This is a genomic window from Novosphingobium sp., assembly GCF_030699305.1.
GTDB lineage: Bacteria > Pseudomonadota > Alphaproteobacteria > Sphingomonadales > Sphingomonadaceae > Novosphingobium.
Window position 1 is genome coordinate 25,114 of record NZ_JAUYNB010000018.1, and the last position, 14,956, is coordinate 40,069.

The 14,956-nt window shown below is 64.9% G+C and carries 14 protein-coding genes; 10 read left to right on the forward strand and 4 right to left on the reverse strand.

Translation table 11 applies throughout. From position 1 onward, the window contains the following. Window positions 1-175: 175 nt before the first annotated feature. Entirely contained in the window at window positions 176-769 is a 594-nt protein-coding gene (gene pgsA / locus Q8Q53_RS08705) for a CDP-diacylglycerol--glycerol-3-phosphate 3-phosphatidyltransferase (protein WP_305701375.1), read from the reverse strand. 113 nt (window positions 770-882) lie between these two features. Here pgsA and Q8Q53_RS08710 point away from each other — a divergent pair, with 113 nt between their 5' ends. Beyond that, the gene (locus Q8Q53_RS08710; RefSeq protein WP_305701376.1) at window positions 883-2,187 is read left to right on the forward strand and encodes an MFS transporter; all 1,305 of its coding nucleotides are present in this window, start codon (window positions 883-885) and stop codon (window positions 2,185-2,187) included. A 4-nt stretch (window positions 2,188-2,191) separates the two neighbouring features. Here Q8Q53_RS08710 and Q8Q53_RS08715 read toward each other — a convergent pair whose 3' ends face one another. Further along, window positions 2,192-2,389 carry a hypothetical protein gene (locus Q8Q53_RS08715; RefSeq protein ID WP_305701377.1) on the reverse strand — a complete coding sequence of 66 codons (198 nt, stop codon included), beginning with the start codon at window positions 2,387-2,389 and terminating at the stop codon, window positions 2,192-2,194. Window positions 2,390-2,556: 167 nt separating this feature from the next. Between Q8Q53_RS08715 and Q8Q53_RS08720 the strand changes: the two genes are divergently transcribed. Next, window positions 2,557-4,227: a thiamine pyrophosphate-binding protein gene (locus tag Q8Q53_RS08720; RefSeq protein WP_305701378.1), complete on the forward strand. Its 1,671-nt coding sequence runs from the start codon at window positions 2,557-2,559 to the stop codon at window positions 4,225-4,227. On the opposite strand, the gene Q8Q53_RS08725 is transcribed toward Q8Q53_RS08720, so the two are convergent. Next, window positions 4,224-4,643, reverse strand: coding sequence for an EVE domain-containing protein (locus Q8Q53_RS08725; RefSeq protein WP_305701379.1), 420 nt, complete (start codon window positions 4,641-4,643; stop codon window positions 4,224-4,226). The genes Q8Q53_RS08720 and Q8Q53_RS08725 overlap by 4 nt on opposite strands. Window positions 4,644-4,706: 63 nt before the next feature. Here Q8Q53_RS08725 and Q8Q53_RS08730 point away from each other — a divergent pair, with 63 nt between their 5' ends. The 8 genes from Q8Q53_RS08730 to Q8Q53_RS08765 all read left to right on the forward strand — a co-directional run bounded on the left by Q8Q53_RS08730 (window position 4,707) and on the right by Q8Q53_RS08765 (window position 12,924). Then, window positions 4,707-5,642 carry an isopenicillin N synthase family oxygenase gene (locus tag Q8Q53_RS08730; protein ID WP_305701380.1) on the forward strand — a complete coding sequence of 312 codons (936 nt, stop codon included), beginning with the start codon at window positions 4,707-4,709 and terminating at the stop codon, window positions 5,640-5,642. 88 nt (window positions 5,643-5,730) lie between these two features. Continuing rightward, window positions 5,731-7,404, forward strand: coding sequence for a putative bifunctional diguanylate cyclase/phosphodiesterase (locus Q8Q53_RS08735; RefSeq protein WP_371136537.1), 1,674 nt, complete (start codon window positions 5,731-5,733; stop codon window positions 7,402-7,404). Window positions 7,405-7,450: 46 nt separating this feature from the next. Then, complete coding sequence (gene dapF / locus Q8Q53_RS08740; RefSeq protein WP_305701382.1) at window positions 7,451-8,269, forward strand: diaminopimelate epimerase; 819 nt, start codon at window positions 7,451-7,453, stop codon at window positions 8,267-8,269. Continuing rightward, window positions 8,266-9,438 carry a MiaB/RimO family radical SAM methylthiotransferase gene (locus tag Q8Q53_RS08745; RefSeq protein ID WP_305701383.1) on the forward strand — a complete coding sequence of 391 codons (1,173 nt, stop codon included), beginning with the start codon at window positions 8,266-8,268 and terminating at the stop codon, window positions 9,436-9,438. Before dapF ends, Q8Q53_RS08745 begins: the two co-directional genes overlap by 4 nt. Beyond that, window positions 9,435-10,358 (forward strand): signal recognition particle-docking protein FtsY, encoded by a 924-nt coding sequence (gene ftsY / locus Q8Q53_RS08750; RefSeq protein ID WP_305701384.1) that lies wholly within the window; start codon window positions 9,435-9,437, stop codon window positions 10,356-10,358. Before Q8Q53_RS08745 ends, ftsY begins: the two co-directional genes overlap by 4 nt. After that, window positions 10,355-11,023 (forward strand): inner membrane-spanning protein YciB, encoded by a 669-nt coding sequence (locus Q8Q53_RS08755; protein WP_371136535.1) that lies wholly within the window; start codon window positions 10,355-10,357, stop codon window positions 11,021-11,023. The genes ftsY and Q8Q53_RS08755 overlap by 4 nt, the downstream gene beginning before the upstream one ends. Before the next feature lie 92 nt (window positions 11,024-11,115). Beyond that, window positions 11,116-11,688, forward strand: a complete 573-nt coding sequence (locus tag Q8Q53_RS08760; RefSeq protein WP_305701386.1) for a urate hydroxylase PuuD — start codon at window positions 11,116-11,118, stop codon at window positions 11,686-11,688. Window positions 11,689-11,778: 90 nt separating this feature from the next. Continuing rightward, window positions 11,779-12,924 (forward strand): pyridoxal phosphate-dependent aminotransferase, encoded by a 1,146-nt coding sequence (locus Q8Q53_RS08765; RefSeq protein WP_305701387.1) that lies wholly within the window; start codon window positions 11,779-11,781, stop codon window positions 12,922-12,924. On the opposite strand, the gene Q8Q53_RS08770 is transcribed toward Q8Q53_RS08765, so the two are convergent. Beyond that, a complete protein-coding gene (locus Q8Q53_RS08770) occupies window positions 12,921-14,891 on the reverse strand; it encodes a potassium transporter Kup (RefSeq protein ID WP_305701388.1) in 1,971 nt (656 codons plus the stop codon). The two genes, Q8Q53_RS08765 and Q8Q53_RS08770, sit on opposite strands and share 4 nt — an antisense overlap. Between the last annotated feature and the right edge of the window lie 65 nt (window positions 14,892-14,956).

Here is a 14,956-nt window from a genome sequence, read left to right on the forward strand (position 1 = left end):
CACATGCCGTCATGCTGAACTTGTTTCAGCATCCATCAGGCCGCAGGCACTGGTCTATCAAGTTTTAGCGTGGCGGAGCGGCCGTTGCCTCCACTGCACCATCAGTTCTGGCGGGGAAATGGACCCTGAAACAAGTTCAGGGTGACGGGTAAGGGTAAGGGGAAGGGCTCCCCCCTCAATCCATGTGCTTCAGGCCAACTCGCAGGTAATCCCAGCCCGTAATCACGGTCAGGATCGCCGCCGCCCACAGCGTGGTCAGGCCCACGGTGTGCGGCACGTTGATGACCTCGCCCATGACATCGACCGTCCAGCGCGGCAGGGCGCGGCCCAGGATCAGGGCGCCCAGCGCGACCATCTGGAACGTGGTCTTCCACTTGGCCAGCTGCGACACCGGGATCGACACGCGCAGCCCGCCCAGGAATTCGCGCAGGCCCGACACCGCGATTTCGCGGATCAGGATCACCAGCCCGGCGACCACGTGCAGATCGCCGACATACGGCCCGGTCAGCACGCCCTTGGCCGCGAGCGCCAGAATCACTGCGGCGATCATGATCTTGTCCGCGATCGGATCGAGGAACTGGCCCAGTTTCGACACCGCCCCCTGGCTGCGGGCGACATAGCCATCGAAGTAATCGGTGATGCCCATCAGGCAATAGAGCGCAAACGCCCAGACATAGCCCCCTTCCCAGCGCGGCCACCACAGCAGCGCGACAAGCAGGGGCACCGCGACGATCCGCGACAGGGTGAGCAGGTTGGGCAGCGTCAGCATGGGTGCAACGCATAACCGGCATGACGCCTGCGCAAAAGGGGCTGATTGGGGGTTGTTGCGTCATAATTCGCAGCTAGGGTCCGCCCCGACATGAGCGGCCGCAAAGTGAACGCATGACGACCCAGACCCATCTGATCCACAGCCGCCGGTTTCTGCCGCTGTTTGTTACCCAATTGCTGAACGCCTTCAACGACAACCTGTTCAAGAACGCGATGGTGCTGTTCGCGATCTATGGGATCTATGAAACCGAGGAACAGGGGGCCGCGTTCAGCGCGCTGGCTTCGGCAGTATTCATCCTGCCGTTCTTCCTGCTCTCGGCGCTGGCCGGGCAGCTGGCCGACGCGCGCGACAAGGCGCGGATCATCCGCATCGTCAAGGCGTGCGAAATTGTGATCATGATCGTCGGTGCGGGCGGACTGCTGCTGGCGTGGCAGGGCATGGCGGTGAACACGCTGGCGATGCCGCTGCTGATGCTGGCGCTGTTTGCAATGGGCGTGCATTCCACGTTCTTCGGCCCGATCAAGTATGCGATCCTGCCGCAGCACCTGCACCCGCACGAAGTGCTGGCCGGAACCGGACTGGTCGAAGCGGGAACCTATATCGCGATTCTGACCGGCACGATTCTGGCCGGGTGGCTGGATGTCGAATGGGCCGCGCTGGGCGTGATGCTGACCGCGCTGGTCGGTTACGCCGTCAGCCGCCACGTCCCGCCCGCGCCGCCGGTGGGAACGCCCGAACCGCTCGATTACAATATCCTGCGCTCCTCCATCGCGCTGGTCGGCAACACGGTGCATGACCGTCGGGTGTTCCTGGCGATCATGGCGATCAGCTTTTTCTGGACGATCGGGTCGGTGCTGTTCATCCAGTTCGGCCCGCTGGCCAAGAACGTGCTGACCGCCAGCAAGGAAGTGGCCAGCCTGTTTCTGGTGATTTTCTCGGTCGGGGTGGCAATCGGCTCGATCTCGGTCAACGCGCTGCTCAAAGGCACGGTTTCGGCGCGCTACTCGCCGGGATCGGTGCTGGTGATGGGGCTGTTCGTGGTCGGCTTCTTCATGGTCTGCCGCCACTGGACCCCGCACCCCGGCGGCGAACTGATGGACGCGGGCCGGTTCATGGCCGAACCGCTGGCCGTGCCGCTGCTGCTGATGTTGCTGGGCATTGCGGTATCAGGGGGGATGTTCGTGGTCCCGCTCTATGCGTTCCTGACCACGTTCGTGGAAAAATCGCAGACCGCGCGGACCGTGGCGGCGAACAACATCGTCAATTCGGGCGCGATGGTGGCAGGATCGCTGCTGGCGTTCGGGCTGTCGGCTGCGGGCGTGGCGATCGTCACGCAGTTGCTGCTCAGCGCGGCAATGTGTCTGGTCTCAGCCTGGCTGGGCGCGCTGCTGGTCAAGGCGGAGCGTGCCGCCGCCTGAACGATCAGGCGATGAACGTGCCGACCGCCACGAAGCAAACGCAGTAGGCCACCAGAAAGTCGCGGATTTCGTCCATCGACAGCCAGCGCGGGCGGCGCACCGCCTGCACCGGCTCGGTCCCGCGCCGCACATGCGGGGGCAGGCTCGCCAGAAACGGGTGGCGGGCAGTTTCATCAGTAAGGACCAGCGACCGTCTTTTCATGTTTTTCATGCGTCCCGGTTAAGAAGATATTTACCACCCCGCCACCCGGAAAATCGCGGTTAACGGCGGCCTTCCCGAAGTGGGACAGTAACCATTCCTGTTGGTTACTGTCCCGCGCGGCGTCGCCCGCGTTGCCGAGCGCGCGCGGCGCGGCTAGCATTCGGGCCATGACCCAAACCCAGACCGTTACCGGTGGCCGCCTGCTGGTCGATTGCCTGATCGCGCAGGGCTGCGACCGCATCTTCACCGTGCCGGGCGAAAGCTTTCTGGCCGTGCTCGATGCGCTGCACGATTCGCCTGAAATCGACACCGTCGTCTGCCGCCAGGAAGGCGGCGCGGCGTTCATGGCCTGCGCGGATGGCACGATGACCGGCCAGCCCGGCGTCTGCTTCGTCACGCGCGGACCCGGCGCGACCAACGCCAGCATCGGCGTGCACGTGGCGATGCAGGATTCGCAGCCGATGATCCTGTTCATCGGCGACGTCGATCGGGGGATGCGCGACCGCGAAGGGTTTCAGGAAGTCGATTTTCAGGCGATGTTCGCGCCGCTGAGCAAATGGGCCGCGCGGATCGACGATCCGGCCCGCATTCCCGAATATATCGCCCGCGCCTGGTCGACCGCGATCTCCGGCCGCCCCGGCCCGGTCGTGCTGGCCCTGCCGGAAGACATGCTGCTGGAACCGGTCACCGGCCAGACCCCCCGCCCCGCTGTCACCCGCCCGGCGCAGGCCGTCTGCCCCGATGCGCTGGGCGCCGCGCTGGAGCTGGTCGGAGAAGCTGCGGCCCCCATCGCGATCATCGGCGGCGCGGGCTGGAACGCCAAGGCGCGCGAACACTTCACCCGCTTCGCCGAAAAGATCGGCCTGCCCGTGGCCGGTGCGTTCCGGCGGCAGGACGCGATTCCCAATTCCAGCAAGGTCTGGGCGGGGAACCTGGGCTATGGCCCCAATCCCAAGCTGGTAGAACGGATCAAGCTGGCCGACGTCGTGCTGGTGGTCGGCGCACGGCTGGGTGAGGCGACGACCGACAGCTACACCCTGATCACGCCCGAGCATCCCGGCCAGACGCTGATCCACATTCACCCCGATCCCGACGAACTGGGCCGCGTCTATCGCCCGGATCTGGCGATCTGCGCCGACATGGCGGAATTTGCCGAAGCCGCCGCGCTGTGGTGCGATGATGTAATCCCGTTCGACGCGGGCGAACTGGCGCACGCGGAATGGCTGGACTGGACCACCGCCAAGCCCGCCGCCTATCGGCTCGACATGGCCGCCTGCGTCACCGCGATGCGCGCCGCGCTGCCGGATGACAGCTTCATCTGCAACGGCGCGGGCAATTTTTCAGGCTGGTGGCACCGCTATTGGCACTACAACGGCTTTCCCTGCCAGCTGGCCCCCACCGCCGGGGCGATGGGTTACGGCGTTCCCGCCGCCGTCGCCGCCGCGCGCCGGTTTCCGGACCGCACCGTGGTGGCGCTGGCCGGCGACGGCGATTTCCTGATGAACGGACAGGAACTGGCCACTGCCGCGCAATATGGCTGCAACCTGCTGGTCGTGCTGGTCGACAACGGCGCTTACGGCACGATCCGGATGCATCAGGAGCGCGAATTTCCGGAGCGCGTTTCCGCCACCACGCTGGCCAACCCCGATTTCGCCGCCCTCGCCCGCGCGTTCGGCGGCTGGGCAGAGCGGGTGGAAACCACCGCCCAGTTCACCGCCGCGCTGGCCGAAGCGCAGGCGCGCGAGGGCTTGCGGCTGCTGCATCTGGTAATCGACGTGGAACAACTCAGCGCGGGCGGCGCGACGATTTCAGGGTTGCGGGCGAAAGCGGGAAGTTAGCCCTCGGCCAGCGTCAGGATATAGTCCCATTCCGACGGCTTCACCGCGCTGACGGAGAGGCGGAACTTGGTCAGCAGGTCCATGTCGGCCAGCGCCGGATCGGCCTTGATTTCCTTCAGCGTCACGGTGCGCGCCAGCTTGCGCACGGGCTTCAGCTTCACGGCGGACCAGCGGCCGGTATCGTCGGTCGGGTCGGGGATGTTCGATGCGGTAATCTCTGCGATTCCAACGATCTCTACCCCGATATTGGAGTGATAGAAGAACACCTGATCGCCCGGCTGCATCGCCCGCAGGTTGTTGCGCGCGGTGTAATTGCGCACCCCGTCCCACGTGCCTTCGCCCTCGGCCACCAGATCGTCCCAGCTGTAGGCATCGGGTTCTGATTTCATCAGCCAGTAGGATTTGATTTTGGTCATGCCAGCACTCACGAAAACGACTATGGCCGGGGCATAGCCACAGATTTTCGGAAACGTCCACTTATGCCACTTACCACTTTGCCCGTGCTGTCGCTGGCCGACGATGCGGCCGCCTTTTCCCAGGCGATCGGGGACAGCTTCAAGACCTTCGGCTTTGCCATGGTCAAGGATTTCGACATCGACCCTGCCCTGATCGACCGGGCGTGGCAGCTGTCGGAACAGTTCTTTGCCCTGCCCGAAGCGGAAAAGCGCAGCTATCACGATCCCGCGATTGCCGGTGCGCGCGGTTACACCCCGTTCGGCACCGAAATCGCCAAGGGCGCGAAGGCGCACGACCTCAAGGAATTCTGGCACATCGGCCGCGACCTGCCCGATGGTAGTCCGCTGGCCGATTCGATGCCGCCGAACGTCTGGCCCGCCCAGCCTGAAGGTTTCCGCGAGGTGTTCCGGGAGCTCTACGCCCAGTTCGACCGCACCGGTGCGACGATCCTGTCGCGCATCGCCATCTACCTCGGGCTGGATGAACACTGGTTCGATGCCGGGATCGAGGACGGCAATTCGGTCATGCGGCTGCTGCACTATCCGCCGCTCGACATTACCGATGGCGAAGCGATCCGCGCCGGGGCGCACGGCGACATCAACCTGATCACCCTGCTGCTGGGGGCCGAGGAAGCAGGCCTTGAACTGCTGGGCAAGGACGGCAGCTGGATCAGCGCGTCCCCGCCCGAAGGCGCGATGGTGATCAATGTCGGTGACATGCTGGAGCGGCTGACCAACCATGTCCTGCCCAGCACGATCCACCGCGTGCGCAATCCCAACCCGGAACGCGCCCGCTTCAGCCGCTATTCGATGCCGTTCTTCCTGCATTTGCGCAGCGACTTTCCGATTGCGACCCTGCGGCAGTGCGTGACGCCGGAAAACCCGGATCGCTATCCGCAGCCGATCCTGGCGGACGATTTCCTGCAACAGCGGCTGCGCGAAATCGGCCTGAAAAAGTAGGCGGGACCGGTGCCATGAGGATTAACGCAATCTTCAGCACGGTTTGCGATATTTCCCCAAACCATTGGCGAGGGGGCATATGCCAGCCATGCAAGCGAAGGGGTTCAATTCCGGCACCAACAGCCGCCAGCGCAAGTTGCGTCTTGGTGCGGCGGAGCGGGATATCGTCACGCTGGGCATCGCCCTGGCGGCAATCCTGCTGTTTGTCGGCACCGGCAGCCATGTCCTGCCGGACGTCATGCGGTCGATCCACGGCACCGGCAAGGGCCCGGACCAGACGCTGGCCACCGCGCTGCTGCTCAACATCGCCCTGATCATCTTTGGCTGGCGGCGTTACAAGCAGCTGACCGGTGAAGTCAACGAGCGCCGCAAGGCCGAGGAACAGGCCCGCATCCTGGCGGAAACCGATCCGCTGACCGGGTGTCTCAACCGCCGCAGCGTGGCCCCCGCCACCGACCGGCTGATCGCCCAGGCCCGCCAGCGCGGGCAGGCGATTGCGTTCGTGATGCTCGATCTCGACAATTTCAAGATGGTCAACGACCTCAACGGCCACGCCACCGGCGATGTGCTGCTGCGCGCGGCGGCCGAGCGGATTGCCGCCCAGGTTCCGGCGGACGGCTTGCTCGCCCGGATCGGCGGGGACGAATTCGCCGTGGTGATCGCATTTGATCCGGCCGAGCCAGCTGTGGTTGACCGGCTCGCATCGCGGCTGATCGACGCGGTCGCGCAGGCGGTGTTCGTCAACTCGCTGGAAATCGAAAGCACCGTTTCGGTCGGCCTGAGCCGCAGCGACGGCGATGACGCGCCGGTCGATGCGCAAACGCTGATGCATATGGCCGATATCGCCATGTACCACGCCAAGAAACGCGGCCGGAACCGCTATTACTGGTTCGAGCATTCGATGGAGAGCGAACTGCGGTTCCGCAGCGAGCTGGAAGCAGGGATTCGCCGGGGCGTTCCGGCGGGCGAATTCGTGCCCTATTACGAAAAACAGATCGATCTGGCCACGGGCGAGATCGTCGGATTTGAAATGCTGGCGCGGTGGAATTCGCCGTCGCTGGGGCTGGTCAGCCCGGAACTGTTCATCCCCGTGGCCGAGGAAATCGGCGTGATCGCCGACTTGTCGGAACATGTAATCCGTCAGGCCTTGCAGGATGCCAAACACTGGAACCCGAAGCTGACGCTGTCGGTCAACATCTCGCCGGTTCAGCTGCGCGATCCGTGGTTCGCGCAAAAACTGCTGAAACTGCTGGTCGAGGCCAACTTCCCGCCCAACCGGCTGGAAATCGAAATCACCGAAAGCAGCCTGCATGACAACATCGGGCTGGTCCGCTCGATGATTACCAGTCTGAAAAATCAGGGTATCCGGGTCAGTCTGGATGACTTTGGCACCGGCTACAGCTCGCTCTCGCAGCTGCGTACCTTGCCGTTTGACCGGATCAAGATCGACCGCAGCTTCATCACCTCGCTGCCGGACAGCAAGGATTCGGCCACCATCGTTCAGTCGATCGTCGCGCTGGGCGAAGGCCTGGGCCTGCCGATTACGGCCGAAGGCGTGGAGAGCGAGGAAGTGCTGCGCGAACTGCGCAAGTTCAGCGGCCTGAAAGCGCAGGGCTATCTCTATGGGATGCCTGAAACCGCCCAGACCACCCAGACCGAGCTGGCCCAGCTGGACCTGCTGCTGGACCGCGCCAAGGCGTTGCCAGTCGCCCCGCTGATCGACCTGCCAATCGACGACCTGCCGACCCAGCGTCAGGCCTGACGCACACAGACTGGACCTGACCCCGCGCAGCCCCTAAAGCGCGGGCATGCGCGTTCCTTTCATCAAGATGCACGGTCTGGGCAACGATTTCATCGTGCTCGACGGGCGCGTGCAGGCCGTGCCGCCGATGACCGGCGCATTGGCCGCCGCGCTGGCTGACCGGCATACCGGGATCGGCTGCGACCAGCTGATCCTGCTGGAACCGTCCTCGACCGCCGATTTCCGGATGCGGATTTTCAATGCCGATGGCAGCGAAGTGGAAGCCTGCGGCAACGCCACCCGCGCGGTCGGCGTGCTGCACGGCGCGGCCGCCCGGATCGAGACGCTGGGGGGCGAGCTGATGGCCACCCCCGCAGACGGCGGCATCGCGGTCGATATGGGACTGCCCCGGTTCGAGTGGGACCAGATTCCGCTGGCCTATCCGATGGACACCCACTCCATGCCGGTCGCGTGGGAGGAACTGGATCAGCCCACCGCCGTCAACGTCGGCAATCCGCACGTGATCTTCTTCGTGCCCGATACCGATGCGCTGGAACTCGACCGGCTGGGTCCGGAGATCGAGCATGATCCGCTGTTTCCGCAGCGCGTGAACGTCAATGCCGCGACGGTTCTCAGCCGCACGCACATCCGCCTGCGGGTATGGGAACGCGGCGTCGGCCTGACCCGCGCGTGCGGCACCGGGGCCTGTGCGACGGCCATCGGCGCGATGCGCCGGGGGCTGGTGGAGCGCAGCGTGACCGTATCTCTCCCCGGCGGCGATTTGCTGATCGACTGGACCGCCGAAGGGCGCATCCGGATGACCGGCCCGGCGGTGGAAAGCTTTCGCGGCACGTTCGATCCGGCCACTTATGGTGGCGCCGGGTGACGGTGGAAGTGATTTCGCTGGGTTGCCGGCTGAACCTGTCCGAAAGTGAAGACCTGCGACGGATGCTGGGGGCAGAGCGCGATCTGGTCGTCATCAACTCCTGCGCCGTCACGTCCGAAGCCGTGCGCCAGACCCGTCAGGCGATCCGCCGCGCACGCAAGGCCAACCCCGCCGCGCGCCTGCTGGTCACTGGCTGCGCGGCAGAAGTCGAACGCGCCGCGCTGGGGGCCATGCCCGAAGTCGACGGGCTGATCGCCAACACCGCCAAGCTCGATCCGCGCAGCTGGAATGTCGCGCCCGCGCCCGCATCCACGCTCAGCCAGCACACCCGCGCCTTCATCGCGGTGCAGAACGGCTGCGACCATGCCTGCACCTTCTGCGTGATCCCGCAAGGGCGCGGGCCCAGCCGCTCCGTGCCGGTAGCCGACGTGCTGCGCGATACGGCAAGGCAGCTCGATTCCGGGGCACAGGAAGTGGTGCTGACCGGGGTGGACCTGACCAGCTGGGGCCATGACCTGCCCGGTGCGCCGGGTCTGGGCGTGCTGGTCGCGGCGCTGCTGGATGCCTTTCCGGCCCTGCCCCGGCTGCGGTTGTCCTCGCTCGACGGGGTGGGAATCGACGCGCAGTTGTTCGAGTTGCTGGCCGGTGAACCGCGCGTGATGCCGCATGTCCATCTGTCGCTCCAGCACGGCCATGACCTGATCCTCAAGCGGATGAAGCGCCGCCACAGCCGCGCCGATGCGGTGGAGCTGGTGGCCCGCCTGAAAGACCGCCGCCCGGACATCGCCATCGGCGCTGACCTGATCGCGGGCTTCCCGACCGAGGACGATGCGGCCCACGCCGCCAACCTGTCGATCATCGCGCAGCTTGGCGTGGTCCACGGCCACGTCTTCCCCTACTCGCCGCGCCCCGGCACGCCCGCCGCGCGGATGCCGCAGCTGGACCCCGCCACGATCCGCGCCCGCGCCGCCGATCTGCGCGCCGCCGTGGCCGTCCAGCGCAGCGCATGGCTGGCCCGCCTGATCGCCCAGCCGCAACAGGTGCTTGCGGAGCGCGACGGGACGGGCCATGCGGAAAACTTCGCACGGGTGCGCCTTGCCCCCCACATCACCGCCGGAACCATCGTGACCGTGATACCTGACCGCATTACCGAAGGCCTGCTGGCATGAGCGCCGATACCTGGAGCGACCGCGTCTTTGGCGGCCTGCGCAAGACATCTGAACGCCTGTCCGAAAACCTGGCGGGCATCGTCAGCAAGGCAAAGCTCGATGACGCGCAGCTCGATGCCATCGAAGATGCGCTGATCCTGTCCGACCTTGGCCCACGCGCCGCCGCCCGCATCCGCGAACGCCTGGCCGATGACCGGTTTGAGCGCGGGATGGATGAAGCCGCGATCAAGGAAGCCGTGGCCGAGGAAATCGCCGCGATCCTGCGCCCCGTCGCCAAGCCGCTGGAGGTCATCGCCTTCCCCCGCCCGCAAGTGGTGCTGGTGATCGGCGTCAACGGATCGGGCAAGACCACCACCATCGCCAAGCTGGCGCACTTGTTCCAGGAACAGGACTATTCGGTGATGCTGGTCGCGGGCGATACGTTCCGCGCCGCCGCGATTGGCCAGCTGGGCGTCTGGGCGGACCGGCTGGGGGTGCCGCTGATCAAGGGACCGGAAGGCGGCGATCCCGCCAGCGTGGTGTTCGACGGGGTCAGGGCCGCGACCGACAAGGGCAGCGACGTGCTGATCGTCGACACCGCCGGCCGGCTGCAGAACAAGCGCGAGCTGATGGACGAACTGGCGAAAATCCGCCGCGTGCTGGGCCGCCTGAACGTCGAGGCACCGCATGACGTCGTGCTGGTGCTGGATGCCACCAATGGCCAGAACGCGCTGCAACAGATCGAGATTTTCAAGGAAGTCGCCGGGGTCACCGGCCTGATCATGACCAAGCTGGACGGGACCGCGCGCGGCGGGGTGCTGGTGGCCGCAGCAGAGCAATACGGCTTGCCGATCCATGCCATTGGCGTGGGCGAAAAGATTGATGACTTGCGCCCGTTCGACCCCGATCTGGTCGCGCGCGTGATTGCCGGAGTGGCATGATGACCGAACCTGACGCAGCGCCCCCCACTGCACCGGCCAAGCCCAAATCGGGCTGGCTCAATCTGGTGGTCGATTACGGGCCGGTGGTGATCTTTTTCGCGGTCTACCGGTTCAGTTCGCCCAGCGATCACAACAATTCGGTCGCCGAAGTGCTGGCCGTGATCAAGGGCACCGTCGCTTTCATGGTCGCCGCCGTGATCGCGCTGCTGGTGTCGAAGTGGAAACTGGGGCGCGTGTCCCCGATGCTGTGGCTGTCGACCGGGCTGATCGTGGTGTTCGGCGGGCTGACCGTGCTGCTGCAAGACAAGGTGTTCATCCAGATCAAGCCAACGGCAATCTATGTGCTGTTCGGCGCGGCCTTGCTGATCGGCGCGTGGCGCGGCAAGGCACTGCTCAAGATCCTGCTCGAAGCCGCGTTTGAGGGGCTGGACAACGAAGGGTGGATGAAACTGTCAGTCCGGTGGGGCTGGTTCTTCCTGTCGCTGGCCGCGCTCAACGAAGGGCTGCGGCACAGTCTGGATTTCGGCGACTGGATCGCGGCCAAGCTGTGGCTGTTCCTGCCGCTGTCGTTCCTGTTCACGTTCGCGCAGCTGCCGATGCTGCTGAAGCACGGGCTGGCGCAGGAGGCCGAAGCCGAAGTGCTGACCGATCCGCCGCACGAGTAGTGACAATCGCTCGCAAAAAGGCAATAACGCAGCTGTCGGCCCGTTCGGGCTGGGGACCATTCAAAATGGACGCTTCAAAATAGGGGGAAGCAATGGCCAAGTTTTTCGGAAACCTGCATCTGGTGCTTGTCGCCGGGCTCGTGTTCGCCATCGCCGTGGCGGTGTATTTCGGCGCGGCAGTCGCCATTGACAGCGTATCGCTGTTCAGCTGGCTGCACGTGTTCTTCGGCATCCTGTGGATCGGGCTGCTCTATTACCTGAACTTCGTGCAAGTGCCGACCATGCCGGCCATTCCGGCCGAGCAAAAAGGCGCGATCACCGGGCACATCGCGCCCAAGGTGTTCTTCTTCTTCCGCTGGGCGGCGCTGCTGACGGTTGTCACCGGCCTCGTGCTCTCCATTGTGAAGGGTTACGGCCATCAGGCGCTGACCTTCCAGGGTGAAGGCCAGGTTGCGCTGATCGGGCTGGGCATGTGGCTGGCGCTGATCATGGCGTTCAACGTGTGGTTCATCATCTGGCCGGCCCAGAAGAAGATCCTCGGCATCGTTGAAGCGACTGCCGAAGAAAAGGCCGCTGCCGCGCCGCGCGCCCTGGCTGCCAGCCGCACCAACCTGCTGCTGTCGCTGCCGATGCTCTATGCAATGGTAAACGCCAACCTCGGCTGATTCGGCCCCGGTTGCGGTTCGGAACAAGCGCGGCGCCCTATCCAGGGTGCCGCGCTTTTCTTTTGCCCGTGCCGTGCTAACCCCGGCGCTATGACTGCGCAGATTGATCCGTTCTATGCCATCGCCGTTTCGGGGCTGGCGCACCGCCTGAAAGCCGAAGGGCGCTCGATCATCCACATGGAGTTCGGCCAGCCCTCCACCGGCGCACCCGCCGCGGCAATCGCGGCTGCACACCACGTGCTGGACAGCGATCCAATGGGCTACTGGGAAAGCCCGGCGCTGAAGGCCCGGATTTGCCAGCACTACGCCGAAACGTACGGCGTGGACGTGGAACCGGCCCGCATCCTGCTGACCTGCGGCGCGTCCCCGGCGCTGGTGCTGGCCCTGAGCATGAGCTTTGCTCCCGGCGCGCGTGTGGCCATCGCCCGGCCCGGCTATGTCGCCTATCGCAACACGCTGAAGGCAATGCACATCGAACCGGTCGAGCTGCCGTGCGGCGAAGCGGAGCGGTTCCAGCTGACGGCGGCCGCGCTCGCCGCGCTGGAACCCGCGCCCGACGGCGTGATCATCGCCAGCCCGGCCAATCCCACCGGCACGATCATCCCGCGCGATGAATTGCAGGCGATTGCGGATGTCTGCGCGGCGCGCGGGATCACGATCATCTCCGACGAGATCTATCACGGCATCAGCTATGGCCAGCGCACCCCGTCGATGCTGGAAGTCGCGCCCGGCGCGCTGATCGTGAACAGTTTTTCGAAGTATTTCAGCATGGCCGGGTGGCGGCTCGGCTGGCTGCTGGTGCCCCCTTCGGGCATCGATGCGGCGCGGGCGCGGATGGGCAACCTGTTCCTGACCCCGCCCAGCCTCGCCCAGCACGCCGGCCTCGTGGCGATGGACTGCCGCGAGGAACTGGACGGCAACCTGCAAACCTACACCCGCAACCGCGACCTGCTGCTGGCTGCGCTGCCGACGATGGGCCTTGGCCGGATCGCCCCGCCCGACGGCGCGTTCTATATCTACGCCGACATTTCAGAGTTCACGGATGACAGCATGGAGTTCTGTCAGCAGCTGCTGCGCGATACCGGCGTTGCGACCGCACCGGGGATCGATTTCGATCCGGTGGAAGGAAACCGCTTCATGCGGATCAGCTTTGCGGTCTCCACCCCGCAGGTCGAAGACGCGATCCGTCGCATCGGTCCGTGGTTTGCCAGCCGCAACCGGCGGCCAAAACCCTAGATCTCGACCTGGCTGCCCAGTTCCACCACGCGGTTGGTGGGCAGGCGGAAAAACTCCATCGCGCTGGCCGCGTTGCGCAGCATCCACGCGAACAACTTTTCACGCCACAGCGCCATGCCCGGCTTGCGCGCCGCAATCAGGGTCTGGCGGCTCAGGAAAAAGCTGGTCTTCATCACCTCGAACGGTTCCCCGCACATCCGCACGTCCTTCAACGCTTCGGGTATGTTGGTTTCCTCAAGGAAGCCGAACTTCAGCGACAGGCGATAGAAGCCCTGCCCCAGATCCTTGCCGCTGCACCGGTCGTTCGGATCGACATAGGGCACATCCTGGATCGCCACCGTCAGGATCACCACGCGTTCGTGCAGGACCTTGTTGTGCTTGATGTTGTGCAGCAGCGCCGATGGCACGCCCTTGTTGGTGGAGGCCATGAACACCGCTGTCCCCGGCACCCGCGCCGCGCTGGAATGTGCGCTTTTGGCAAAGACCTCCATCGGGATCGACCCTTCGGCCATGTTCGCCCGCATCAACGCCCGCCCGCGCGACCAGGTGGTCAGCAGGGTAAAGATCGCCAGGCCAATGACCAGCGGCACCCAGCCGCCATCCGGCACCTTGATCAGGTTGGCACCCAGATAGGCCATGTCGACAATGATGAACGCCAGCACCAGCGGCAGCGCCCGCCACAGCGGCCAGCTCCACAAGGTAATCAGCACCACTGCCAGCAGGATCGTATCGATGAGCATCGCGCCGGTAACCGCGATGCCATAGGCGGCAGCCAGCTTGCTCGACGATCCGAAGAACAGCACCAGGAACAGCACCATCACCATCAGCCCCCAGTTGATCACCGGGATATAGATCTGACCGGCGGCAGAGGCGCTGGTATGCTTGATTTGCATCCGCGGCATGAAGCCCAGCTGGATCGCCTGCTGGGTGAGCGAGAATGCGCCCGAAATGACCGCCTGACTGGCGATGATCGTCGCGAACAGCGCCAGAATGACCACCGGGATGCGGACCATGTCCGGGATCATCAGAAAGAACGGGTCCTTGATCAGCGCGGCCGCTGCTTCCGGGCTGGCCTGCGACAGCACCATTGCGCCCTGCCCCATGTAGTTGAGCATCAGCGATGGCAAGACGAAGGTAATCCAGCTCACCCCGATCGGCTTGCGCCCGAAATGCCCCATGTCGGCGTAAAGCGCCTCTGCGCCGGTCACGGCCAGCACCACACTGCCCATTGCCACGAACGCGCGGAACCCATCGGCAATGAAGAAGTTGACCGCGTTCAGCGGGTTCAGGGTTTCCAGGATGATGGCGGGCATCGCCGCCATATGCATCAGGCCCAGCGCCGCCAGCGTCAGGAAATAGACAATCATGATCGGCCCGAACAATCGCCCGACCTTTTCCGTCCCGCGCGCCTGAATGGAGAACAGACCAACCAGAATCGCCACCGCAATCGGCACGATCCATTGCTTGAAGCCGGGGTGGACGTATTGCAGCCCTTCCGTGGCGGACAGCACCGACATGGCCGGTGTAATCATCGAATCGCCATAAAACAGCGCGGTCGCGAACACCCCGAGCAGGATGAACGGCGCGGTCCAGCGGGCGCTGGCGGACTTGCGGTTGATCAGGGCCAGCAGTGCCAGGCTGCCGCCTTCGCCCTTGTTGTCCGCGCGCATGATCGTCAGCACGTATTTGAACGTCACCACGATCATCATCGACCAGAACACCAGGCTCAGCACGCCGTGGATGTGGACCGGATCGACCTGAATCCCCGGCGCGCCGTGGTGCGAGGCAAAGGTTTCGCGGAAAGCGTAAAGCGGGCTGGTGCCGATGTCGCCGAACACCACGCCAATCGCGCCGATGGCCAGCGCAGCCACACCGGCCTTGCGATGGCCATGGCCACCTTGTTCATGGGTAGCAGCAGTGGGCAGCGGTGGCTGGGAATCCACGCCTTCGCTAACAGCTTGACTCATAAGACCCAGCGTCCCTCAAAGAGGCCATATTGGCAGCGGCGATTAGCAGCCTTGCCGCCTGCCCG